This window comes from Hypericibacter sp., from assembly GCF_050729195.1.
GTDB lineage: Bacteria > Pseudomonadota > Alphaproteobacteria > Dongiales > Dongiaceae > Hypericibacter.
In genome coordinates this window covers 1-17,135 of record NZ_JBOHKS010000304.1, presented here as the reverse complement: position 1 = coordinate 17,135, position 17,135 = coordinate 1, and the positions used below count along the sequence as shown (strand labels likewise).

General features: G+C 66.0%; 20 protein-coding genes. 8 read left to right on the top strand and 12 right to left on the bottom strand.

The genetic code is table 11. The features are described 5' to 3' along the window. The 4 genes from ACREE8_RS24845 to ACREE8_RS24830 form a co-directional block, all read left to right on the top strand. Positions 1 to 459 (top strand): amidohydrolase family protein (locus ACREE8_RS24845; protein WP_431575709.1); only part of this gene is annotated, 459 nt, incomplete at its 5' end. 86 nt (positions 460 to 545) lie between these two features. Further along, the gene (locus ACREE8_RS24840) at positions 546 to 1,556 is read left to right on the top strand and encodes an alpha/beta fold hydrolase (protein ID WP_431575708.1); all 1,011 of its coding nucleotides are present in this window, start codon (positions 546 to 548) and stop codon (positions 1,554 to 1,556) included. 33 nt (positions 1,557 to 1,589) lie between these two features. Further along, on the top strand, positions 1,590 to 2,447 hold the full coding sequence (locus tag ACREE8_RS24835; RefSeq protein ID WP_431575707.1) for a cupin domain-containing protein: 858 nt from the start codon (positions 1,590 to 1,592) through the stop codon (positions 2,445 to 2,447). After that, positions 2,447 to 3,370 (top strand): ROK family protein, encoded by a 924-nt coding sequence (locus ACREE8_RS24830; RefSeq protein WP_431575706.1) that lies wholly within the window; start codon positions 2,447 to 2,449, stop codon positions 3,368 to 3,370. Before ACREE8_RS24835 ends, ACREE8_RS24830 begins: the two co-directional genes overlap by 1 nt. Here ACREE8_RS24830 and ACREE8_RS24825 read toward each other — a convergent pair. From ACREE8_RS24825 to ACREE8_RS24785, 9 genes are all read right to left on the bottom strand, one after another. Next, positions 3,340 to 3,930: a hypothetical protein gene (locus tag ACREE8_RS24825; RefSeq protein ID WP_431575705.1), complete on the bottom strand. Its 591-nt coding sequence runs from the start codon at positions 3,928 to 3,930 to the stop codon at positions 3,340 to 3,342. The two genes, ACREE8_RS24830 and ACREE8_RS24825, sit on opposite strands and share 31 nt — an antisense overlap. Before the next feature lie 94 nt (positions 3,931 to 4,024). Next, on the bottom strand, positions 4,025 to 5,035 hold the full coding sequence (locus ACREE8_RS24820) for a glycine betaine ABC transporter substrate-binding protein (protein WP_431575704.1): 1,011 nt from the start codon (positions 5,033 to 5,035) through the stop codon (positions 4,025 to 4,027). A gap of 88 nt (positions 5,036 to 5,123) precedes the next feature. Then, a complete protein-coding gene (locus tag ACREE8_RS24815; RefSeq protein WP_431575703.1) occupies positions 5,124 to 6,392 on the bottom strand; it encodes an ABC transporter permease in 1,269 nt (422 codons plus the stop codon). Continuing rightward, positions 6,385 to 7,446, bottom strand: a complete 1,062-nt coding sequence (locus ACREE8_RS24810) for a quaternary amine ABC transporter ATP-binding protein (protein ID WP_431575702.1) — start codon at positions 7,444 to 7,446, stop codon at positions 6,385 to 6,387. The genes ACREE8_RS24815 and ACREE8_RS24810 overlap by 8 nt, the downstream gene beginning before the upstream one ends. Beyond that, complete coding sequence (locus tag ACREE8_RS24805; RefSeq protein ID WP_431575701.1) at positions 7,446 to 8,225, bottom strand: SDR family NAD(P)-dependent oxidoreductase; 780 nt, start codon at positions 8,223 to 8,225, stop codon at positions 7,446 to 7,448. The genes ACREE8_RS24810 and ACREE8_RS24805 overlap by 1 nt, the downstream gene beginning before the upstream one ends. Positions 8,226 to 8,234: 9 nt before the next feature. After that, a complete protein-coding gene (locus tag ACREE8_RS24800; protein ID WP_431575700.1) occupies positions 8,235 to 8,996 on the bottom strand; it encodes a class I fructose-bisphosphate aldolase in 762 nt (253 codons plus the stop codon). Then, positions 8,996 to 10,003, bottom strand: a complete 1,008-nt coding sequence (locus ACREE8_RS24795; protein WP_431575699.1) for a zinc-dependent alcohol dehydrogenase — start codon at positions 10,001 to 10,003, stop codon at positions 8,996 to 8,998. Before ACREE8_RS24795 ends, ACREE8_RS24800 begins: the two co-directional genes overlap by 1 nt. Further along, positions 10,000 to 11,418 (bottom strand): xylulokinase, encoded by a 1,419-nt coding sequence (locus tag ACREE8_RS24790; RefSeq protein WP_431575698.1) that lies wholly within the window; start codon positions 11,416 to 11,418, stop codon positions 10,000 to 10,002. Before ACREE8_RS24790 ends, ACREE8_RS24795 begins: the two co-directional genes overlap by 4 nt. After that, positions 11,415 to 12,173 carry a GntR family transcriptional regulator gene (locus ACREE8_RS24785; protein WP_431575697.1) on the bottom strand — a complete coding sequence of 253 codons (759 nt, stop codon included), beginning with the start codon at positions 12,171 to 12,173 and terminating at the stop codon, positions 11,415 to 11,417. The genes ACREE8_RS24790 and ACREE8_RS24785 overlap by 4 nt, the downstream gene beginning before the upstream one ends. A 346-nt stretch (positions 12,174 to 12,519) precedes the next feature. Here ACREE8_RS24785 and ACREE8_RS24780 point away from each other — a divergent pair, with 346 nt between their 5' ends. Then, positions 12,520 to 12,840 carry an SH3 domain-containing protein gene (locus ACREE8_RS24780; RefSeq protein WP_431575696.1) on the top strand — a complete coding sequence of 107 codons (321 nt, stop codon included), beginning with the start codon at positions 12,520 to 12,522 and terminating at the stop codon, positions 12,838 to 12,840. Between the two features lie 389 nt (positions 12,841 to 13,229). Continuing rightward, a complete protein-coding gene (locus ACREE8_RS24775) occupies positions 13,230 to 13,550 on the top strand; it encodes an SH3 domain-containing protein (protein ID WP_431575695.1) in 321 nt (106 codons plus the stop codon). A 66-nt stretch (positions 13,551 to 13,616) separates the two neighbouring features. On the opposite strand, the gene ACREE8_RS24770 is transcribed toward ACREE8_RS24775, so the two are convergent. The 3 genes from ACREE8_RS24770 to ACREE8_RS24760 form a co-directional block, all read right to left on the bottom strand. Beyond that, on the bottom strand, positions 13,617 to 14,870 hold the full coding sequence (locus ACREE8_RS24770) for a Coenzyme F420 hydrogenase/dehydrogenase, beta subunit C-terminal domain (protein WP_431575694.1): 1,254 nt from the start codon (positions 14,868 to 14,870) through the stop codon (positions 13,617 to 13,619). A 123-nt stretch (positions 14,871 to 14,993) separates the two neighbouring features. After that, on the bottom strand, positions 14,994 to 15,470 hold the full coding sequence (locus ACREE8_RS24765) for a PAS domain-containing protein (protein ID WP_431575693.1): 477 nt from the start codon (positions 15,468 to 15,470) through the stop codon (positions 14,994 to 14,996). Between the two features lie 143 nt (positions 15,471 to 15,613). After that, positions 15,614 to 16,120 (bottom strand): hypothetical protein, encoded by a 507-nt coding sequence (locus tag ACREE8_RS24760; protein WP_431575692.1) that lies wholly within the window; start codon positions 16,118 to 16,120, stop codon positions 15,614 to 15,616. 263 nt (positions 16,121 to 16,383) lie between these two features. Between ACREE8_RS24760 and ACREE8_RS24755 the strand changes: the two genes are divergently transcribed. Continuing rightward, positions 16,384 to 16,857, top strand: a complete 474-nt coding sequence (locus ACREE8_RS24755; protein WP_431575691.1) for a (2Fe-2S)-binding protein — start codon at positions 16,384 to 16,386, stop codon at positions 16,855 to 16,857. Positions 16,858 to 16,861: 4 nt separating this feature from the next. Further along, positions 16,862 to 17,135: twin-arginine translocation signal domain-containing protein (locus ACREE8_RS24750; RefSeq protein ID WP_431575690.1), on the top strand; the 274-nt coding region annotated here is incomplete at its 3' end.

The following is a 17,135-nucleotide window of genomic DNA, read 5'->3' as shown; positions in this document are numbered from 1 at the left end:
GGCCAGGTGCCTCGCAGCCGGATCGAGAAACTCGCCCGGCGCCTGGCCGATCTCGATATCAGCCTGATGACCTCGGCGCCGGCCGACACCGAGATTCCGCCCGCCACTTACTTGCGCGAGATCGGCGTCAATCTCTGCTGCGGCTCGGACGGCATCCGCGATGCCTGGTCGCCTTTCGGCAATGGCGACATGCTGGAACGCGCCATGCTGCTGGCCTATCGCCTCGACTGGTCGAAGGACGAGATGCTGGGTGCCGCCCTCGCCTCGGTGACCGACAATGGCGCCAAGGCGCTGGGACTGCGCGACTATGGAATCGCTGTGAGCCATTGGGCCAATCTCCTGCTCGTCGAAGCCGAGACGATCGGCGACGCTGTGGTGCGCCGGCCTGCCGAACGCACCGTCATTGCCCGCGGCAAGATCGTCGCGAAGGATGGCAAGTTCATCGACAGCCGCCTCTAAGAGGCCGTCTTCGGCTATCCTTTCTAGTTTAAACTGGCCTTGTTATGGTATCTAACTGGTATTAATGGAGCCGGTGACCCGTCCTCATGACTCTCGCGGATCAGATCCCGCCCTCAAGCGCCGCCATGCCGGCTGTGCGCCACGGAAAATCCAGGCTCCGCTCGGGCATGGAGATCGCCTGGTCGCGGGCCGGCGACGAGATGCGGACGCCGCTGCTGCTGGTCCATGGCATCACGGACAACCGCGCGACCTGGGCGCCCATCACGCGGGCGCTTCATGAGGTGGCGCCGGAGATTTCCTGGGTCAGCCAGGATTTGCGCGGTCATGGCGGCTCGTCCTTGCCGGTCCTGCCCCCCTCGAACCATCTCACTGCCGAGGGATTTCGTCTGGCGGACTATGCCGCGGATGCCGTCGGGCTGCTCGACGCGCTCGGGATCGAGCAGGCGATCTATGTCGGCCATTCGCTGGGCGGCCTGGTCGGCCAGGAAGTGGCGCTCACCTACCCCGAGCGCCTGAGGGGCTTGGTGATGGTCACCACCACGACCAATTCCCGCGACAATCCGGTCTTCGTCCGCGATGTGGTGGGCGATCTCTTCGGCCGCCGGCTGCCTGCACTGGCCCAGGCCAAAGGCCTTCGCTATCCGGATGGCGTGGCGGGCTTCACCATGCGCCAGCTCGACCCGTCCTTGATGACCTGGCTGCGCGATCTCTGGTGCGTGACGCCCAACGTCGATCCCGCCCTCTGCGCCGCCGCTGTGGAGTGGACCGCGGACATTCCGCTCGCCACCTGGTTCGGCGCCTTCACCGGCTTGTTGGAAATGGACACCACCGCGCGCCTCGCCGATATCCGCGTGCCGAGCCTCGTGGTTTCGGCCGCACGCGACGAGATCTTCCCGGTCGAGCCCGATCAGCGGGTGCTGGAACATGCCATGTCGGAAGCCCATCGTCGCCATGGCACGGTCTGGCGCTCCTGCACCTATCGCGCGGTCGCCAGCAGCGACAACCAGCGCCACGATGTCGGCCATGCCTTGCCCTGGCAGGCCACGACCGAGTTGGTCGGCGACATCGCGGCCTTCGTGAAACTTCTCGGCGCCTGACGCCGACGACCGGCCCTTCATCAAGAGGACATCATGAGCTATCGCCCCTCACCCCGGCCCACCTTCGGTCGCCCGACCCATATCCGCTACGATCAGGTGACGCGCCATCTCTGGGGCGACGAGAAATCCGGTCAGGTGGACGACTGGATCTACGTCTCGAGCGACAAGATCCATCAACTCGTCTTCGGCCTGCCCTCGGGCGGCGTCTTCCGCCATTCCGAGGAATACCGCACCGTCTTCGGCGCCGATGAAGTGCTCTATGTGCTGCAGGGCATGTTCGGCTGCGCCAATCCGGAAACCGGCGAAGTCCAGGTGGCCCACAAGGGCGAAGCCGTGTTCTTCCGCAAGGACACCTGGCATCACGGCTTCAGCCTCGGCACCGAGCCGTTGCGCGTGCTGGAGTTCTATGCCCCGCCGCCCTCGAAGGGCACCTCGGGTGCCTATGCCCGCACCAAGCCCTATCTGACGGAATCACGCTATGAGCGGCCGGAGGTGTTCGGCCGTTTCCCGATGGAGGCGGCTGCCTTGCACAAGAGCGAAGGCATGACGGTGCTACGGGACAGCGACCTTCACTGGCGGTTGCAGGGCAAGACGCAAGGGGCGCTGGTCGGACTCTATGCGGCAACGGATCAATTGACCGTCGGGCGGATGCGGCTGCTGCCAGGGCAGAAGTCCGATCTCGAAATCCATGGCGGCGATGAGGGGCTCTATGTCCTTTCGGGTGAGCTCAATCTGCTGACGCCGGAAGCCGAGGGCCAGCGCTGGTTCGAGCTGCATGCCAAGGACGGCTTCTTCGTGCCGGAGAATGTCGCGCACCAGTATCACAATATGGGATCGGAGCCGGCCGAGTTCCTGTTCGGCATCGCGCCGCATTATCTGAAGCAGGCTTGATGACCGAGCCGGCGACCGTCATTGGCGTCGATATCGGCGGGACTAAGACCGCCATCGGGGCCGTCCGGTTGCCCGACGGCGAAGTGCTTGAGAAAATTCTGCTGCCGACACCGACGGGAGCCGCCAGCGGCGACGAATTCCTGACCGATCTCGTCCGGCGGATCGGCACCTTCGTCGATCACCGATCCGATCATCCGAGTGCCGTTGGAATCTCGGTCTGCGAGCTGGTCGATCTCGAGGGGCAGATCCGCAGCGGCCATCGCGTGAGATGGGAGGGGCTGGATCCGCTGGCGCGCTTCGCCGAGATCATGCCGGCGGCCCTGGAATCCGACGTCCGCGCCGCAGCCCTGGCCGAGGCCCGCCTCGGCGCCGGCCGGCGCCATCGGCAGTTCTTCTATCTCAATCTCGGCACCGGCATCAGCTCCTGCCTGGTGCTCGACGGCAAACCCCATGCGGGTCATCGCGGCCATGCGCTCGCCATCGCCAGCAGTCCGATCTCAGTGCGCGCGCCCGACAGCGGCAAGCTCGTGACCCAGACCCTGGAAGATGTCGCCGGAGGGGAAGGGCTGGCGAAGCTTGCGATGAGCGCCGGACTCCCCGGGCGTTCCGCAAAGGAACTGATCGAGCTCGCCGACAAGGGCGATGGACCGGCGCAAGGCCTGATCCTCGATGCCGCCCGCGCCATCGGCGTCAGCCTGGGTCTGGCCATCAATATCCTCGACCCTGAAGCGGTGATTATCGGCGGCGGGCTGGTCCGATCCGAGGGGCTCTTCTGGAATGCGATCCTGCGCGAGACCCGCGCGCATATCTGGAGTCACGAGACGCGGACGCTGTCGATCCTCAAAGGATCGCTGGCGGGCGACGCGGCCTTGATCGGCGCGGCGCTTCGCGCCTACGCGATATCCTCGCCGAAATTGCGATAGAGCCCGATATCGACGAGCCGGGCCGGTCCGCCCTTGGGCCGCCGGCGCAGGAAGGGCTCGGCCTCGACATAGGTCCGGAAGGTCCAGACCGCCATGCCGCCGGGCTCTGGACCCGTCAATCCCACGCGCCGAATGACATGGCCGAGCCGGCCGGCATCGCCCGCCCCTGCCCGGTCCCGGAACCAGCCCGCCAGCTCCGCCTCCGGCGCATCGTCGCCGGCGAAGAACTCGACCAGATGCAGTCCGGCCGGGAGGCTGCCTTCGCCCAGGATCTCGTCATAGAGGCCGCAGCGATAGAAACTCATCGCGCGGGGCACGGGCGAGGTCTGGGCATAGCGCTGGCCCTCGGGCGTGCGGAAATGATCTTCCCATCCATCCATCCGGGCCATCGATTTGATGCGCCACCAGCACATGTAATGCGGCTCGGGCCCGATCTTCATGGTGCGGCCGATATTCAGCACCCGGTCGTCCTCGTCCGACACCCAGTCCTGATGACCGAGATGGCGGAAGATCTCGAGCGCGATGGAGCGATCGCGGGCGATATATTCGGCATAGATCATGGCCGCACCTCGAAGGGATATGCGGGCTTGGAGAAAAAGGGAGGGTACGGTCGCCCGTCCCTCCCTGTATCGATCGACTCTCAGAAACCTGGCCTTACATCACACCGGCCAGCCACTGCTTCTCGACGATGTCCTTGTTCTTGGCGATCCAGTCCTTTGCCACCTGCTCCACCGGAGTCTGGTCGACTTCCATCGCCAGGATCCACTGATTGACCACATTGGCGTCCAGTGTCACCTGCTTCAGGAACTGGCCGATCTTGGGGTCGCGCTTATTGAGGGCGCTGGAATAGGCAATGTTCACGCGGGTCGGCGGCTGGCCGCATTTGATGTTGCTGGCCTCGAGCCAGTCATTGCGCTGGGCCGGCTGATAGAAGGTGTAGCAGCCGTTCGGATTGTAGCGGTCGGTGCCCTTCGCATCGTCGGTGGTATAGCCGTCGAAGGGCGGCTGCTGCAGCTCGTCGATCTTGTAGGCCGCGAAGATCCATTCCGGGGTCCAGTAATAGAAGACGATCGGCTTCTGCTTCTCCTCGGCGTCCTTGAGCTGCGCCAGGAACACGGCCTGGTCGACGGTGGTCAGTTCCATCGTCTTGTCGAAGCCGTAGGACTTGGCGCGGACTTCCGTATGGTTGGTCGATTCCCAACCCACGGCACCGGCCCAGATCTCGCCCTTGCCGTTGCCGTCGCTGTCGAACAGCTTGGCGATGTCCGGCTTGGCCAGATCGGACAGGTTCTTCACGCCATATTTCTGCTGCACGTAATCCGGAATGAAGATGCCCTCGGTGCCGAGATAGGGCTTGGCGTTCAGCAGGATCGACTGGTGGCCGCCGGGCAGCACATAGTTCTTCATCTGCTCGGGCAGGTGATCGGTCCACATGTCGGCCACGATGTCGACCGACCCGTCGCCCTTATCGAGCGCTTCATAGAGCGCTTCCTGCGCCGCCGCGATGGTCTCGACATCGGCGTCGAGATACTGGGTCATGATCTGCTTCAGGACCTCTTCGATCGCCGTCGATCCCGGCCAGTCCAGCTGGCCGATGACCACTTTGGTCTTGGCTTCGGCCGTGCCGGAGAGCGCCAGGACGGCGATCGCGGCAGTGGCCAACATTGTCAGACGTCTCAACATAGCTCTTCTCCTGGTTTGCTTCCTCACTGTCTCCCCGGGCTTCTTTTCAAGAAAAGGCCCGGTGGAGGTTCTACTTCCGTCGCCGCTCTCTGCCTTCGCGCCTGACCATGCGGTCGAGCGCCATGGCGCAGACCACGATGGCGATACCGGCCAGCATTCCCTGCCCGGTCTTCAGATGCTGCAGCGAGTGGATCACTTCGAGCCCGAGCCCGCCCGCGCCGATCATGGCGGCGACGACGACCATGGACAGACTCATCATGATGGTCTGGTTGATGCCGAGCCGGATCGACGGGATCGCCAGCGGCAGCTCGACCTTGAGCAGGAGCTGCACCGGCGTGGCGCCGAAGGCATCGGCCGCCTCGCGCACATGGGCCGGAACCTGCTTGATGCCGAGCGTCGTCAGCCGCACGATCGAGGGCAGCGCGAAGATCACGGTGGCGATCACCCCGGGCGGCTTGCCGATCGAGAAGAAGGCCACGGCCGGGATCAGATAAACGAAGGTCGGCAGCGTCTGCATGATATCGAGCAGAGGCTCGATGATCGTGTTGGCGCGCCGATTCTTGGCGCAGAGGATGCCGATCGGAATGCCGATGACGACGCAGATGATGACCGAGGTCGCGACCAGGGCCATGGTCGACATGCTCTTTTCCCAGAAACTGAACATGCCGAGATAGAGCAGGCTGAGGCCGACGAACAGCACGGCGCGCAGGCCCGAGAGATACCAGGCGGCCAGCATCGCCGTCATCGCGACAACCGGCCAGGGCGTCAGCACGAAGGCCGTCTCGATCGCGTTCAGCGTGGCGCGCAGGCCCGCGGTGAAGGCGTCGAAGAAGTCGACCCAGCTCCGCTTCATCCAGTCGACCGCGACGTCGAAGAGATAGGCCGTGCCGCTGTCGAGCCCGTCGAAGGTCGGGAAATTCACCAGCACGCTCCAGGGCTGCGGGGCGGTGAACCGATAGACGATCAGCGGATAGGCGAAGAGCAGGATGGCGATGCCGGTGAGCAGCGCCTGATGCGGCGTGAGCCGGCTGTCGGTCACGCGCTCGGCCGTCGAAGAGCCATAGGCGCCGACCAGGCCGAGGGCGATCCGGACCAGAATGATGAGGACGAGACCGCGGCCCGGCATCGGCACGACGTCTTCGATGGGCGGGGTGAAGCCCTGGATCAGCAGCACGAGCCCGGTGACCTCGCCGATCGCCGCCATCGCGAAAACGAACCAGCGGCTGCGCTGCGCGGCCCAGAGCGGCCCCATCAGGAAAGCGCGGGCTCCCGCCATGAAGGTCGAGGATGCCGCGGGGCCCGCGAACCGGCCGGCGTCGGCCGAGGGGTTCTCAAGCATGATGCTGCCTCCGTACCAGTGTCTTCAGGACCGCGGCTCGATCCACCAATCCCACCGCGCGTGCCGTGCCGTCCGAGATCACGACCTTGTCGCCCTTTACCGCCAGGAGCTCCGCCAGCAAAGCGAGGTCGCTGTCGAGCTGTGCCTTAGGCCAGGTCGCCGCTTCGGCGGGCAAAGACTGGCCGTTCAACGGCGTCATGATGTCGGAGGCCCGCAACACCTTGGCAGGCGACAGACCGCTCAGGAACTCGGCCACATAATCGTCGGCCGGATTGCGCAGGATCTCGACCGGGGTGCCGATCTGGACGATGCGGCCATCGCGCATGATCGCGACCCGCGATCCGACCCGGAAGGCTTCTTCCAGATCATGGGTGATGAAGACCGTGGTCTTGCGCACCGCACGCGAGAGCTCGAGGAACTGGTCCTGCAGCTGCCGCCGGATCAGCGGATCGAGCGCGCCGAAGGGCTCATCCATCAGCAGAATCTCGGGGTCGCCCGCGAGCGCGCGGGCCAGGCCGACGCGCTGCTGCATGCCGCCCGACAATTCGTCGGGCCAGCGATGGGCCCAGCCAGTGAGCTGGACCGTCTCCAGCATCTCCTCGGCGCGCGCCATGCGCTGGGCGCGCGGCATCTTCCGCAGCTCCAGCCCGAAGGCGACATTCTCGATCACCGTGCGGTGCGGCAGCAGCGCGAAATTCTGGAACACCATGCCGATCTTCTCGGCGCGCAGGCGGCGCAAAGTCGCCGGGTCCTTCTTGGCGATATCCTCGCCGTCGATCAGCACCTGGCCCACGGTCGGCTGGATAAGTCCGTTGATATGACGCACCAGGGTCGATTTGCCGCTGCCGGAGAGGCCCATGATGCAGAAGATCTCGCCGCGGCGGACATCGAAGGTGGCATCGGCGACGCCGACCACGCAATCGAAGCGGGCCAGGAGATCGGCCTTGCGGAGCTGCTCCTTCTGCATCGCCGCCAGCGCCTCATCGACCCGGGCACCGAAGAGCTTCCAGACGCCACGGCAGGCGACGATGGGGCTTTCCTCGCGTTCGGCCATCACCAGACGCTCCCCAGCGAGACCGTCATCGCCTCGCCATTGACACCGCTGGCGGCATCGGAGGACAGAAACCCGATCACCTCGGCAATCTCCTCAGGATCGAGCACGCGCTTGGCGGGATAGGCGTTGGCGCGCTCTTTCCAGACCTGGGCCGCCGTCAGGCCGCGCTTTGCCGCTTCGTTCTCGGCATCGCGATCGGCCATCTCGGTCTTGACCCAGCCGGGCAGCACCGCATTGCAGGTGCAGTTATAGGGGGCGACGTCATGCGCGACCGACCGCATCAGCCCGATCAAGCCATGTTTCGAGGCGCAGTAGGCCGACATCGCCGGCGCGCCGACTTCGCCCGCGGTCGAGCTCACCATCACGATCCGGCCCCAGCGCCGATCGCGCATGTCACGGCTCGCAAGGCGCGTGAGCTCGAAGGGCGCGTCGAGATTGACCGCCATGGTGGCGCGCCATTCCGCGGGCGACTGGTCGAAGATCGGGCGATCCTCAAGCCCGCCCCGGCCCGCGTTGTTCACCAGGATCGCGATCGGCCCCAGCTTGCGCGCCGCAGCCACCACCGCCTCGCAAGCGGCGGCATTGTCGAGCGAGATGGCGAAGGGCTCGGCGCCGCTCTCCTTCGCCAGGGCCCGCAGCTTGGTCTCGTCGCGCGCGACCGCGAGCACGCGGGCGCCGCGCCGGCAGAGGAGCGTGGCGGACGCCTTGCCGATGCCGCTGCTGGCCCCGGTCACGATGGCGACCCGACCCTGAAGCTCTTGTGTGCCCGCCGCCGCCATCGTGGCGCCCTACCCTCTCTTCGCCTTCGGATGGATGATATCCCGGAGCGAGCTCACCACCGCACCCGGATCCGACGCGCCCCAGGCATTGCGCCCGAAGGCGACACCGGCCGCCCCCAGCCCGATCGCCGTGGCGACGTCTTTCATCAGCTGCTGGCGGTCCTTGGCGAAGGCACCGCCGGCGAGGATCACCGGCACGCCGCAGGCTTTGACAGCGTCGACGATCGCGGCCGAGGGCACCGGCATGGTGGTCTTGATCGCATGGCCGCCCAGCTCGGCGCCGGTGCGGCAGGCAGCGATGATGGCCTCGGGCGCCGCCGGGTCGGGATAGGTCTTGCTCTCGGTCGGCATGATCTCGCAGAGATAGGCCATGCCGGCCTTGTCGCAGCGCGCCGCCAGAATCGCCGCCTGGCGCAGCGCTTCGAGCTCGAAGGGTGCGCCCAGCTGGATATAGGTCAGCGTCGTCTTCACCCCGAGGCGCTGCGCATCCTCGATGGTGTAGGCCATCACATATTCCGTGAGCGCGTAATTGGTGCCCATCGTCAGGGTGGTGATGTCCATCTTGAGGATCGGCGCCGCGCGGCCGAAACGCTGGCGGAAATCGCGGATCGTGCCGTAGCTCGCGATGATGCCGTCGGCGCCCGCCTCCGCGACCTTGTCGATGATCTGCCCGCGATCCTCGAGGCCGGGACAAGGCCAGGAATAGAGCGTGTGGTCGATGGCAATGATGACGCTCTTGCCGTCGGCGGCCAGGAAATCAGGCGAATGCATCAATGGGACTCCGGAACGAACATGGATTTGAGGCCGGCGAAGCTCTGCCGGCGGACGATGGCGGCCTCGACATCGGCGAAGCCGCAACGCGAGGTGATCAGGCTCTGGAAGGGCAGCTTCAGATCGCTCAGCAATTCGAGCGCCTGGTCGTAGCGGTTGCGGCATTGATTGGGCGGCGTGCCGATCCATTCGCTGCCGACAATCGCGATCTCGCGATAATGCAGGTCGTTGACGTTGATCGTGGCCTCGGGCCGGTTGCCGAAGCCGGCGAAGAGCACGACCCGCCCACCGGGGCGGCAGGCCTTCACGCAAGGCATCACCATGTCGGGATCGCCGATGGTGAGGATCACGGCATCGGCACCCTTATGCCCGCCTGCCCAGGCTTTCGCCGCCTCCTGCCAGCCCTCCGCCGGCACCACCTGCTCGGCGCCGAACTCACGCGCCAGCTTGCGCCGCGCCTCCAGCGGCTCGACCACCATCACATGGACGCCGATACGCGCGGCCTCGGCCACCATCTTCAGGCCCATGACGCCGGCCGCGATGATGATCGCGTAATCGCCGGATTTGAGCCTCGCCTGGTCATGAACCGCATGGAGGCAGTCCGCCAGCGGCTCGATCAGAATGGCGCGCTCCAGCGGCAGATCGTCGGGCAGGCGCAAAGGTCCGCGCGACCAGGCGATCGGATCGACCGGGATCAGCGCATAGTCGGCATAGCCGCCATAGACATCGCCATAGAGCCGGTCGCCAACCTTCCAGCCCGACACGCCCTCGCCGACCGCGGCGACGCGGCCGAGCCATTCATGACCGGGGTTGAAGGGATATTCGCCGTCATTGACGCCGATCTCATATTTGCGCGAGTCCGTGGCGCAGACGCCGCAGGCCTCGACCTTGACCAGAAGCTGACCCGCCGGCGTCACCGGAACGGGAATCTCCTCGACCCGCATGTCGCGAATGCCATGGAGCCGGGCCACGCGCATTTTCTGCTGCGGCGATGACGTCGCGGTCATTCTGTCTCCTTCTGAATTTCCTGTTGCGGCTGCGCGGACGCGGCCAGGCTGTGCATGACGGGGCCGAGGCGCGGGTAGAGCTGCCGGTAGATCTCGAACAGCTCCTCATAGCGCCGGCTGTTCTCGGGCTTGGGCCGGACGATGCGATCGAGCCCTGGTTCCATGCGATGGCCGACGGCCCGCGCGGCCAGCCAGGCCGGCGCGCAGGCCTCGCCCGCATGGGCCACGATCTCGAGCGGCGTCGCCGTCGCATCGGCGATCGCCTGCACCAGCCCGCGATTGCGCGCGCCGCCGCCATTGATACGAAAACTGGCGAGCGGGCCCGACAGCGCCGTCAGCCGCCGTGTCAGATCCATCGCCGACAGCGCCACCGCATCGAGCACGGCCCGGGCGAGATGACTGGCATCGTTATGCAGCGAGAGCCCGAGGATGACGCCGCGCGCATTGGGATCCCAGACCGGCGTCCGCTCGCCCGCGAGATAAGGCAGCATGACGAGATCGCCGGCACCGGGCGGCAGGCTCTCGGCCGTCGCAAACGCCGCGGCGCCATAGAGCCGCTGCGCCCAATCGATCATGCTGCCGCAGGACGAGGTCCAGCCGCCGAGGAAACCGCCCTGGCCCACATGGGGCGTCAGGCGCATCCCCTCGCCGCAGCGCTCGTCCTCGACCACGCGGCCCATCACCAGGGTCGAGCCCAGCAGCATGCAGGCCTCGCCAGGCTCGGTGACGCCGCTGCCGGCGATATCGACGAAGCAGTCATAGGTGCCGACCGTCACCGGGATGCCGGCCGGCAAACCCAGCCTCTGTGCGGCCCCGGGCGTGAGGCCGCCGGCGATCGCATCGGCGGGCCGGATCGGGGGCATCGGCAAGGGCGACGGCAAGCCCGGCGCCGCGTGATCGACGAGCGTGATCGGGTCGATCGCCAGCGCGTCCGTCAGGTCGCTCACCAGATAGCCCGCCGCATCGACGCAGCAGGCGGCCTTCGCGAAACGCTCGGGCTCCTGCTCGCGGATCCAATGGAGCCTTGGGATCACATGATCCGGCCCCAGGGTCTCGTCGCTCAAGCCGTGGGCCTCGCGCAGGGCAAGACGCGTCGGTTCCGCACGGCCATCGATCGAGAACAAGGGCGAGGGTCCCAGCGGCCGGCGATCGCGATCGAGCAGCACCGGGCAAGGTCCCAGAGCGCCGATGCCGATGGCCTCGATCCGGGAGCCACCCGCCTCTCGGATCGCCTGGCGGCAGGCTTCGACGACCTGAAGGCTCCAATCGAGCGGCTCGCGTTCGAACTCGAAACGCCGGTTGCTGCCGGAGCGCTGCGCGCTGCGGCCCTGGCCGAGCGGGCGGCCTGTCGCATTGACCACCGAGGCCCGCGCGCCGGAAATGCCGAGATCGATGCCGAGATAGCAGCCGGTCATGCGTCGCGCCGCGAGCGGTAGAGCGTGGTGCGGAAGCGGTAGCGGTCGCCGCGGAAGAGACTATGGCTGAGCTCGATCGGCCGGCCGCCGCGGTCATGGGTGATGGCGCTCGCCACCAGCAGCGGCCAGCCGGGCTCCACGCCCAGCAACGGCGCCTGCTCGGCGCTGGTCGCCACCGCCTGCAGGGTATATTCGGCGAAGGCCGGCGCGCAGCCCGCCTCGCGCAGCGCGTCATAGAGCGACGATTGGGAGAAATCGAGCTTGGGCAGGTTCGGTGCATAGCGCAGCGGGATCCGGCTATGTTCGATCGCGACCGCGATCCCGTCGAGCTTGCGCACGCGCTTCAGCTCGAAGAGATCGCTGCCGGGCGCCATATGCAGATCGTCGGCCTCGTCGATCTCGGCCGCCCGCGTCCTCGCCAGAAGCACCACCGAACGCGGATCGAGTCCGCGCCCGCGCGCCATCTCGCTGAAGCCCATCAGCTCGTTGGGCTCGCCGAAGCTGGGCGCATTGACGAACCAGCCGCGCGCGCCGTCGGAATCGATCAGGCCCCGGTCGCGCAGCTCGGCCAGCGCGCGGCGGATCGTGACGCGGCTGACATCGAAGCGTTTGCAGAGCTCGCGCTCGCCGAGAAGCTGCGCGCCCGGTTTGAGCTCGCCGGCGCCGATCTGCCCCGCCAAAGTTTCCGCCACCGTCATGTAACGGGGCAGGACCTGAGCAAGCGTGCCGGTGGTCGCGAGTTGCGGTTTGGCCATGGGCTTCCGGGCTGGATAATACCAGTGCAATACCAGAAGAATGCCAGATAACTTCCGGCATGGCGAGAGCCTCGAAACGGATTTCCACAGGCTTTTCGGGTCCTCCGGTGGTCCCGGATCGCCCGCCCGCGGCCTTCAAGATTACGCGTTCGTCACTACGCGCCCGAGGGTCGAAGCGCGCAGCATGACCCGGTGTTCACAAGGTCCGAATCGCGGAGGACGCCGACGACATCGGCGCGGCATCGACACCCGACCGGTTGAAGCCACCCGCGCCGACGCGTCCCCGCCCTGTCCGACCCCCCTGGCACGCTCAATGTTTTTTGAAACCCGATTGAAAGGAAGCCGCATGCGTCCCCTCTCCCCGGTTGCGATCGCCGCTTTTGTCGGCCTTCTCGCCAGCAGCCCCCTCGCCCTGGCGAGCCCGATTTCGACCCCGGCATTGCCCGCCCAGCAGAGCTACGTCACCGTCGCCGACGTCACGATGACGGTCTCGAATTCGGCGGGCTACGCCAATCTCCGCAAGGAACCGACCAGCCACAGCGAATTGATCGAGAAGCTGAATGCCGGCACCAAGGTCACCATCCTCGGCAAGGCCGCGGGCGGCAAGTGGTACCATGTGAAGGCCGGCGACAAGGAAGGCTATATCGCGCGCAATCTCTTGAAATAGCGCAGCGTTGATGGCGGCCTGCGACGCCGACGCCTAGAGCCTGATCGTCTCAAGTCTGATCGACTTGAGACGTGAATCAGTCTCTAGTTATTTGAATCAGAGCAAGATTCACGGATCAGCTTGAATCAAGCTGATCCGATCTTGCTCTCGGCGGCGCAGGCGCCCCATCTTCCCCATCCCCAGCGCTCCCAGGAAAATCAGGGAGTCGACGGCCCGCAAACCGGCGCTATGATCGGGTGCGGACTATTGTCTTAGGTCCGCGAAAAGGCCCGATCTCCCCCGTGCTCGCCGTCGGTTCCCTACGGCAGCTTCGATTCTGCCCGCAGCTGGATCTGCGCGCGCCCGGCGGATCGGTGGGGATGAATTCGATTCCAAAAAGGGGAACCCTCATGTCTGCCCGTCTTGCCGCTTCCATGGCCCTCGCGTTGGGCCTGCTCGCCGCCGGCCCAGTGCTGGCGAGCCCGCTCTCGATCCCGGCGGTACCGTCCGCCTCAACCTCGATCATCGCGGTTGCTGAGGGGACCATGACCGTCGCCAGCAGCGGCGACGTCAATCTGCGCCTCGAGCCCAGCACCCGCAGCCAGGTTCTCGCCAAGCTGCCGCATGGCACCAAGGTCACTGTGCTCAACATGGTCGATGGCGGCAAATGGGTCCATGTCGACGTCAATGGCCGGGAAGGCTATATCGCCCGCTATCTGCTGAAGAACTGAGACGCCGGAGTCGGCAATGACCGGGATGCGGGCGGCCGCATTCCGGTCTTGCCCCCGCCGCCCGCCTTACTGCAGCGGCTCGCGATTGGCCCCGGCGCGCGCACGGCTGAACGCGCCCCAGAAGGCCTGCCAATTCGCGACCAGGCCCGCGCGCCAGGCGGTCGTCCAGGCGCGATAGCGCCGCGCCCGCAAGCGCGGCTGGCCCGACAACATCAATCCCAGATTGCGCGCCGGATGGCCGAGCTTGCGCGGCAGGTGATCGCTATGCATCGCATGAAGCGTGGGCCGGTCGAAGGGCTCCGCCACCAGCGCGCCCGCCTTCACGGCCCGCTCCACCAGTCCCCGTCCCGCCTCGGTCCGCGCGATCGCGATATTGACGCCGGGCGCTTCCTTGTGAATCGGCTTGCCGTCCTCCATCACCCAACCGTCGGGACAGGCGACATCGGCCAGCTCGCCGATCGCATCGGGACAGATCTTGCAGCGGAACTGGATGTCGTAGCTCCAGGGTGCGTCGGGATCGTACCAGACCTCGTCATAGCTGAGGTCGAGGCTGCGGCCATCCTTGGTCTCGATATGGGTGGGCCCCGGCCAGCCATTGCCGCGCCAGCGGAAGACCGAGAGTTCCTCGGGCTTCACGCCCTTATGGGCCGCGATCTTGTGAGCGGTCCGGATCGTCGGCACGCCGCCGCAGAAGATCGAGAGGCAAAAGGGGATCTGCCTTTCCACCCGTGCATCGAACCGGCCGAGATTGCGGATCGCCGCGATGTCGCAAGGCTTGGCCATCACGGCGAAACGCAAGCCGCGGTCGAGCAGGCTGTTCACATGGACCAAGGGGGCCGCGGGACCGTAGCGCGACTGGGCGCCGGCGATGACCTCCTCGGCGCTGTAGCTGACCTGCGCGTCGGTCATGGCCGGCGCCTCGGCCGAGGCCTTCACATGCAACACGGCATCGACCTCGCCGCTCTCGAGCAGATAGCAGCCCAGCGCGGTCATGGAACCACCGGCGGCGGCCCAATGGCGGATATCGGGCCGCCCGGCCCAGACGCGATGCAGCGACAGGATCGGACCCCAGACCGGATCGAGCACGCCCGCCTCGCCAGCCTTGGGTCCCGCCGGTCCGGTGATATGCAGTCCCGGACAGACCTGGAGCACCCGGTCGAGCAGCGCCGGATCGAGCGCGGCTTTGACCTGCGGGCGGATCTGGCTGAAGGAGGTCAGGCGCATCTCGACCTTGTCGCGGCCTGCCATGCTCTCGCAGATGCCGCAGCCGGCGCAGAGGCCATGCTCGACGACGCTGTTGAGATCCTTCACGCGCGACATGCCCGGTGCCGTCTCCCCGCTTCCGCCCGACGACCGATTCGATCGGGCCCGCAAGGTCGCAAATCCGGCACGACCTTGCCACAGGCAATGGCAGGCCCGGGAAACGACCGGAGGGAAACGGGATCAGCCGAGGTCGGGGAAGTCCTCGATGGCCGCGCATTTGTCCACGCGGCCCCCGTCGCTGGAGAGCGGCCAGATGGCGCCTTCCAGCCGCAGGAGGTTGCCGGTCTGCTGCGAGGGATTTGAGGCGCGCATATAGAGCGGCTGCCGGTCGAGGCAGACACGCTCATACATCGTCTGAATTCGCTGCTTCTCGTCGGCGGACGTGTTCTTGAGATCATCGAGATAGCGACCGGTCAATTCCTCGTCGAGCAGCGAGACGCGGGTGCCGCAGAGCCGGAAGCGGACCCGGAACGGTTGCGCCTCGATGTCTGCGAGGATGAAGAGCGGGAGGAGGTCCAGGATCTCGGAAGGGTCGATATCCAGGCGCCGGGGCAATGCATCCCCGTGCCATTTGCTTCGCCAATAGGCATCGAACCGCTTCACCGGCTCGGACTTGAGGTCGCACAGGGCGACTTCGCACGCGAATTCTCGTGACATCGTTATCGGATGCACCCCTTACGCGTGCAGTCTAGCGCGAAATCCTTTCGAAGAAAATGCGATGACGCTGACAGGCATAGCCAAATAGGAAGCGCCGAACGTGGTTCATTGGCCGATGGATCAACCAACGGCGGGCATTTCGGTTAAAGCAAATAACCCCGCAGGATCGTATGCTGAAGGCCGAGTGGCGGACCCTTGGGTTCTTCCCCGGTGTCCAGGCAAAGCTGGGCTTCGTCTGTCATGACGAAACCCGTCGTCATGGCCTCGCTGACACCACCCTCGCCTTCTTCATTGACGATGATGGTCGACTCATGGACTACCTCCTGATGCGAAGGGTCGGCCAGATTCTGCAAGAACAGTCGCAGCACGATGCGCCGGCCAGCCGCCGCGCCACCATTGGGATGACGGTATTGCCAATCGACATCGGTGATCAGGAGCGAGCGGTCCGCCGGGATCTGAAACGGCTGTAATGCGCCGTTGCCGTCCTGGAATACACGGCGGAAGGTCAACCCCGCGGTCGTACCGCCGCATCCCGTATCGGCACTGGCCGATTGCAGAACCACCAGATCGGCCGCGGACCGACCGACATGCGTGCTTGGCACGCAAGCGGCCAAACTGCAGCCGAGGACAATACCGATGATGGCTCGCATCGCACCCCTCCCCCGGTCCTGGCACCAGACCCATCGAAACCCGTTTCGGCCTTCGGCACAAGGTTCCCCGACACCGAGCACGCGCCTTCTCGACAGGGCACGAATGTTCAATATCGCGCTCCAAAGCCTCGTTTAGCGTGATCTGGCCTTCCAGCGACAGGGATGAGCAGGCCTTCGATCAAGGGGATTCGCATCGGGCCAGCCTCGCTCGGGCGCCGCCGTCCCACAGGTTCATAGCACCAACCGATAGCCAGGAGCTCGCCATGGCCTTCAACATCAACGTCAATGGACAAGACCATACCGTCGATGTGGATGACGACACCCCGCTGCTATGGGTGCTGCGCGACGTGCTGGGCATGACCGGCACGAAGTTCGGCTGCGGCATGGCGCTTTGCGGCGCCTGCACCGTCCAGATCGACGGCACCGCGACGCGCTCCTGCATCACCACCATCGACAGCATCGGCCCGTCGAAGATCGTGACGATCGAGGCCATCGGTGAAACGCCCGCAGGCAAGAAGATCCAGCAAGCCTGGCTCGACCGCGAGGTGGTCCAATGCGGCTACTGTCAGTCGGGACAGATTATGTCGGCCACCGCCCTGCTGGCCGGCAATCCCAAGCCGAGCGACGCGGATCTCGACGATGCGATGTCCGGGAATATCTGCCGCTGCGGCACCTATGTCCGCATTCGCGAGGCCATCAAGCAGGCTGCCACCGGCAGCACAACGCAGGGAGGCTGATCCCATGCTGCTCGATCGTCTCGCCAGCTCACTTCTGGACCGGGCCGTTGCCTCGAACGATGCGGCCGGTCTCTCCCGCCGGACCTTCCTGACCGCGAGCGCCGCCGCCGGCGGCGGCCTGCTGCTGAGCATCGGCCTGCCGCGGGCAATCCTTCCGGCCGAAGCGGCAGAGGCCGCTTCCTTCGCCCCCAACGCCTTCATCCGCATGGGCATCGACCATGCCGTCGCCGGGGCCAGGATCGCGGAGCACTGGCGGTTCTCACCAGTGATTGTCGAAG

Bases quoted from the DNA above. Each gene is read 5' to 3' on its own strand.
- ACREE8_RS24840 (WP_431575708.1), top strand. From the start codon at position 546: ATGACTCTCGCGGATCAGATCCCGCCCTCAAGCGCCGCCATGCCGGCT.
- ACREE8_RS24765 (WP_431575693.1), bottom strand. From the start codon at position 15,470: ATGTCACGAGAATTCGCGTGCGAAGTCGCCCTGTGCGACCTCAAGTCC.
- ACREE8_RS24780 (WP_431575696.1), top strand. From the start codon at position 12,520: ATGCGTCCCCTCTCCCCGGTTGCGATCGCCGCTTTTGTCGGCCTTCTC.
- ACREE8_RS24760 (WP_431575692.1), bottom strand. From the start codon at position 16,120: ATGCGAGCCATCATCGGTATTGTCCTCGGCTGCAGTTTGGCCGCTTGC.
- ACREE8_RS24755 (WP_431575691.1), top strand. From the start codon at position 16,384: ATGGCCTTCAACATCAACGTCAATGGACAAGACCATACCGTCGATGTG.
- ACREE8_RS24785 (WP_431575697.1), bottom strand. From the start codon at position 12,173: ATGGCCAAACCGCAACTCGCGACCACCGGCACGCTTGCTCAGGTCCTG.
- ACREE8_RS24800 (WP_431575700.1), bottom strand. From the start codon at position 8,996: ATGCATTCGCCTGATTTCCTGGCCGCCGACGGCAAGAGCGTCATCATT.
- ACREE8_RS24830 (WP_431575706.1), top strand. From the start codon at position 2,447: ATGACCGAGCCGGCGACCGTCATTGGCGTCGATATCGGCGGGACTAAG.
- ACREE8_RS24775 (WP_431575695.1), top strand. From the start codon at position 13,230: ATGTCTGCCCGTCTTGCCGCTTCCATGGCCCTCGCGTTGGGCCTGCTC.
- ACREE8_RS24810 (WP_431575702.1), bottom strand. From the start codon at position 7,446: ATGGCCGAACGCGAGGAAAGCCCCATCGTCGCCTGCCGTGGCGTCTGG.
- ACREE8_RS24805 (WP_431575701.1), bottom strand. From the start codon at position 8,225: ATGGCGGCGGCGGGCACACAAGAGCTTCAGGGTCGGGTCGCCATCGTG.
- ACREE8_RS24790 (WP_431575698.1), bottom strand. From the start codon at position 11,418: ATGACCGGCTGCTATCTCGGCATCGATCTCGGCATTTCCGGCGCGCGG.
- ACREE8_RS24835 (WP_431575707.1), top strand. From the start codon at position 1,590: ATGAGCTATCGCCCCTCACCCCGGCCCACCTTCGGTCGCCCGACCCAT.
- ACREE8_RS24825 (WP_431575705.1), bottom strand. From the start codon at position 3,930: ATGATCTATGCCGAATATATCGCCCGCGATCGCTCCATCGCGCTCGAG.
- ACREE8_RS24795 (WP_431575699.1), bottom strand. From the start codon at position 10,003: ATGACCGCGACGTCATCGCCGCAGCAGAAAATGCGCGTGGCCCGGCTC.
- ACREE8_RS24815 (WP_431575703.1), bottom strand. From the start codon at position 6,392: ATGCTTGAGAACCCCTCGGCCGACGCCGGCCGGTTCGCGGGCCCCGCG.
- ACREE8_RS24770 (WP_431575694.1), bottom strand. From the start codon at position 14,870: ATGTCGCGCGTGAAGGATCTCAACAGCGTCGTCGAGCATGGCCTCTGC.
- ACREE8_RS24820 (WP_431575704.1), bottom strand. From the start codon at position 5,035: ATGTTGGCCACTGCCGCGATCGCCGTCCTGGCGCTCTCCGGCACGGCC.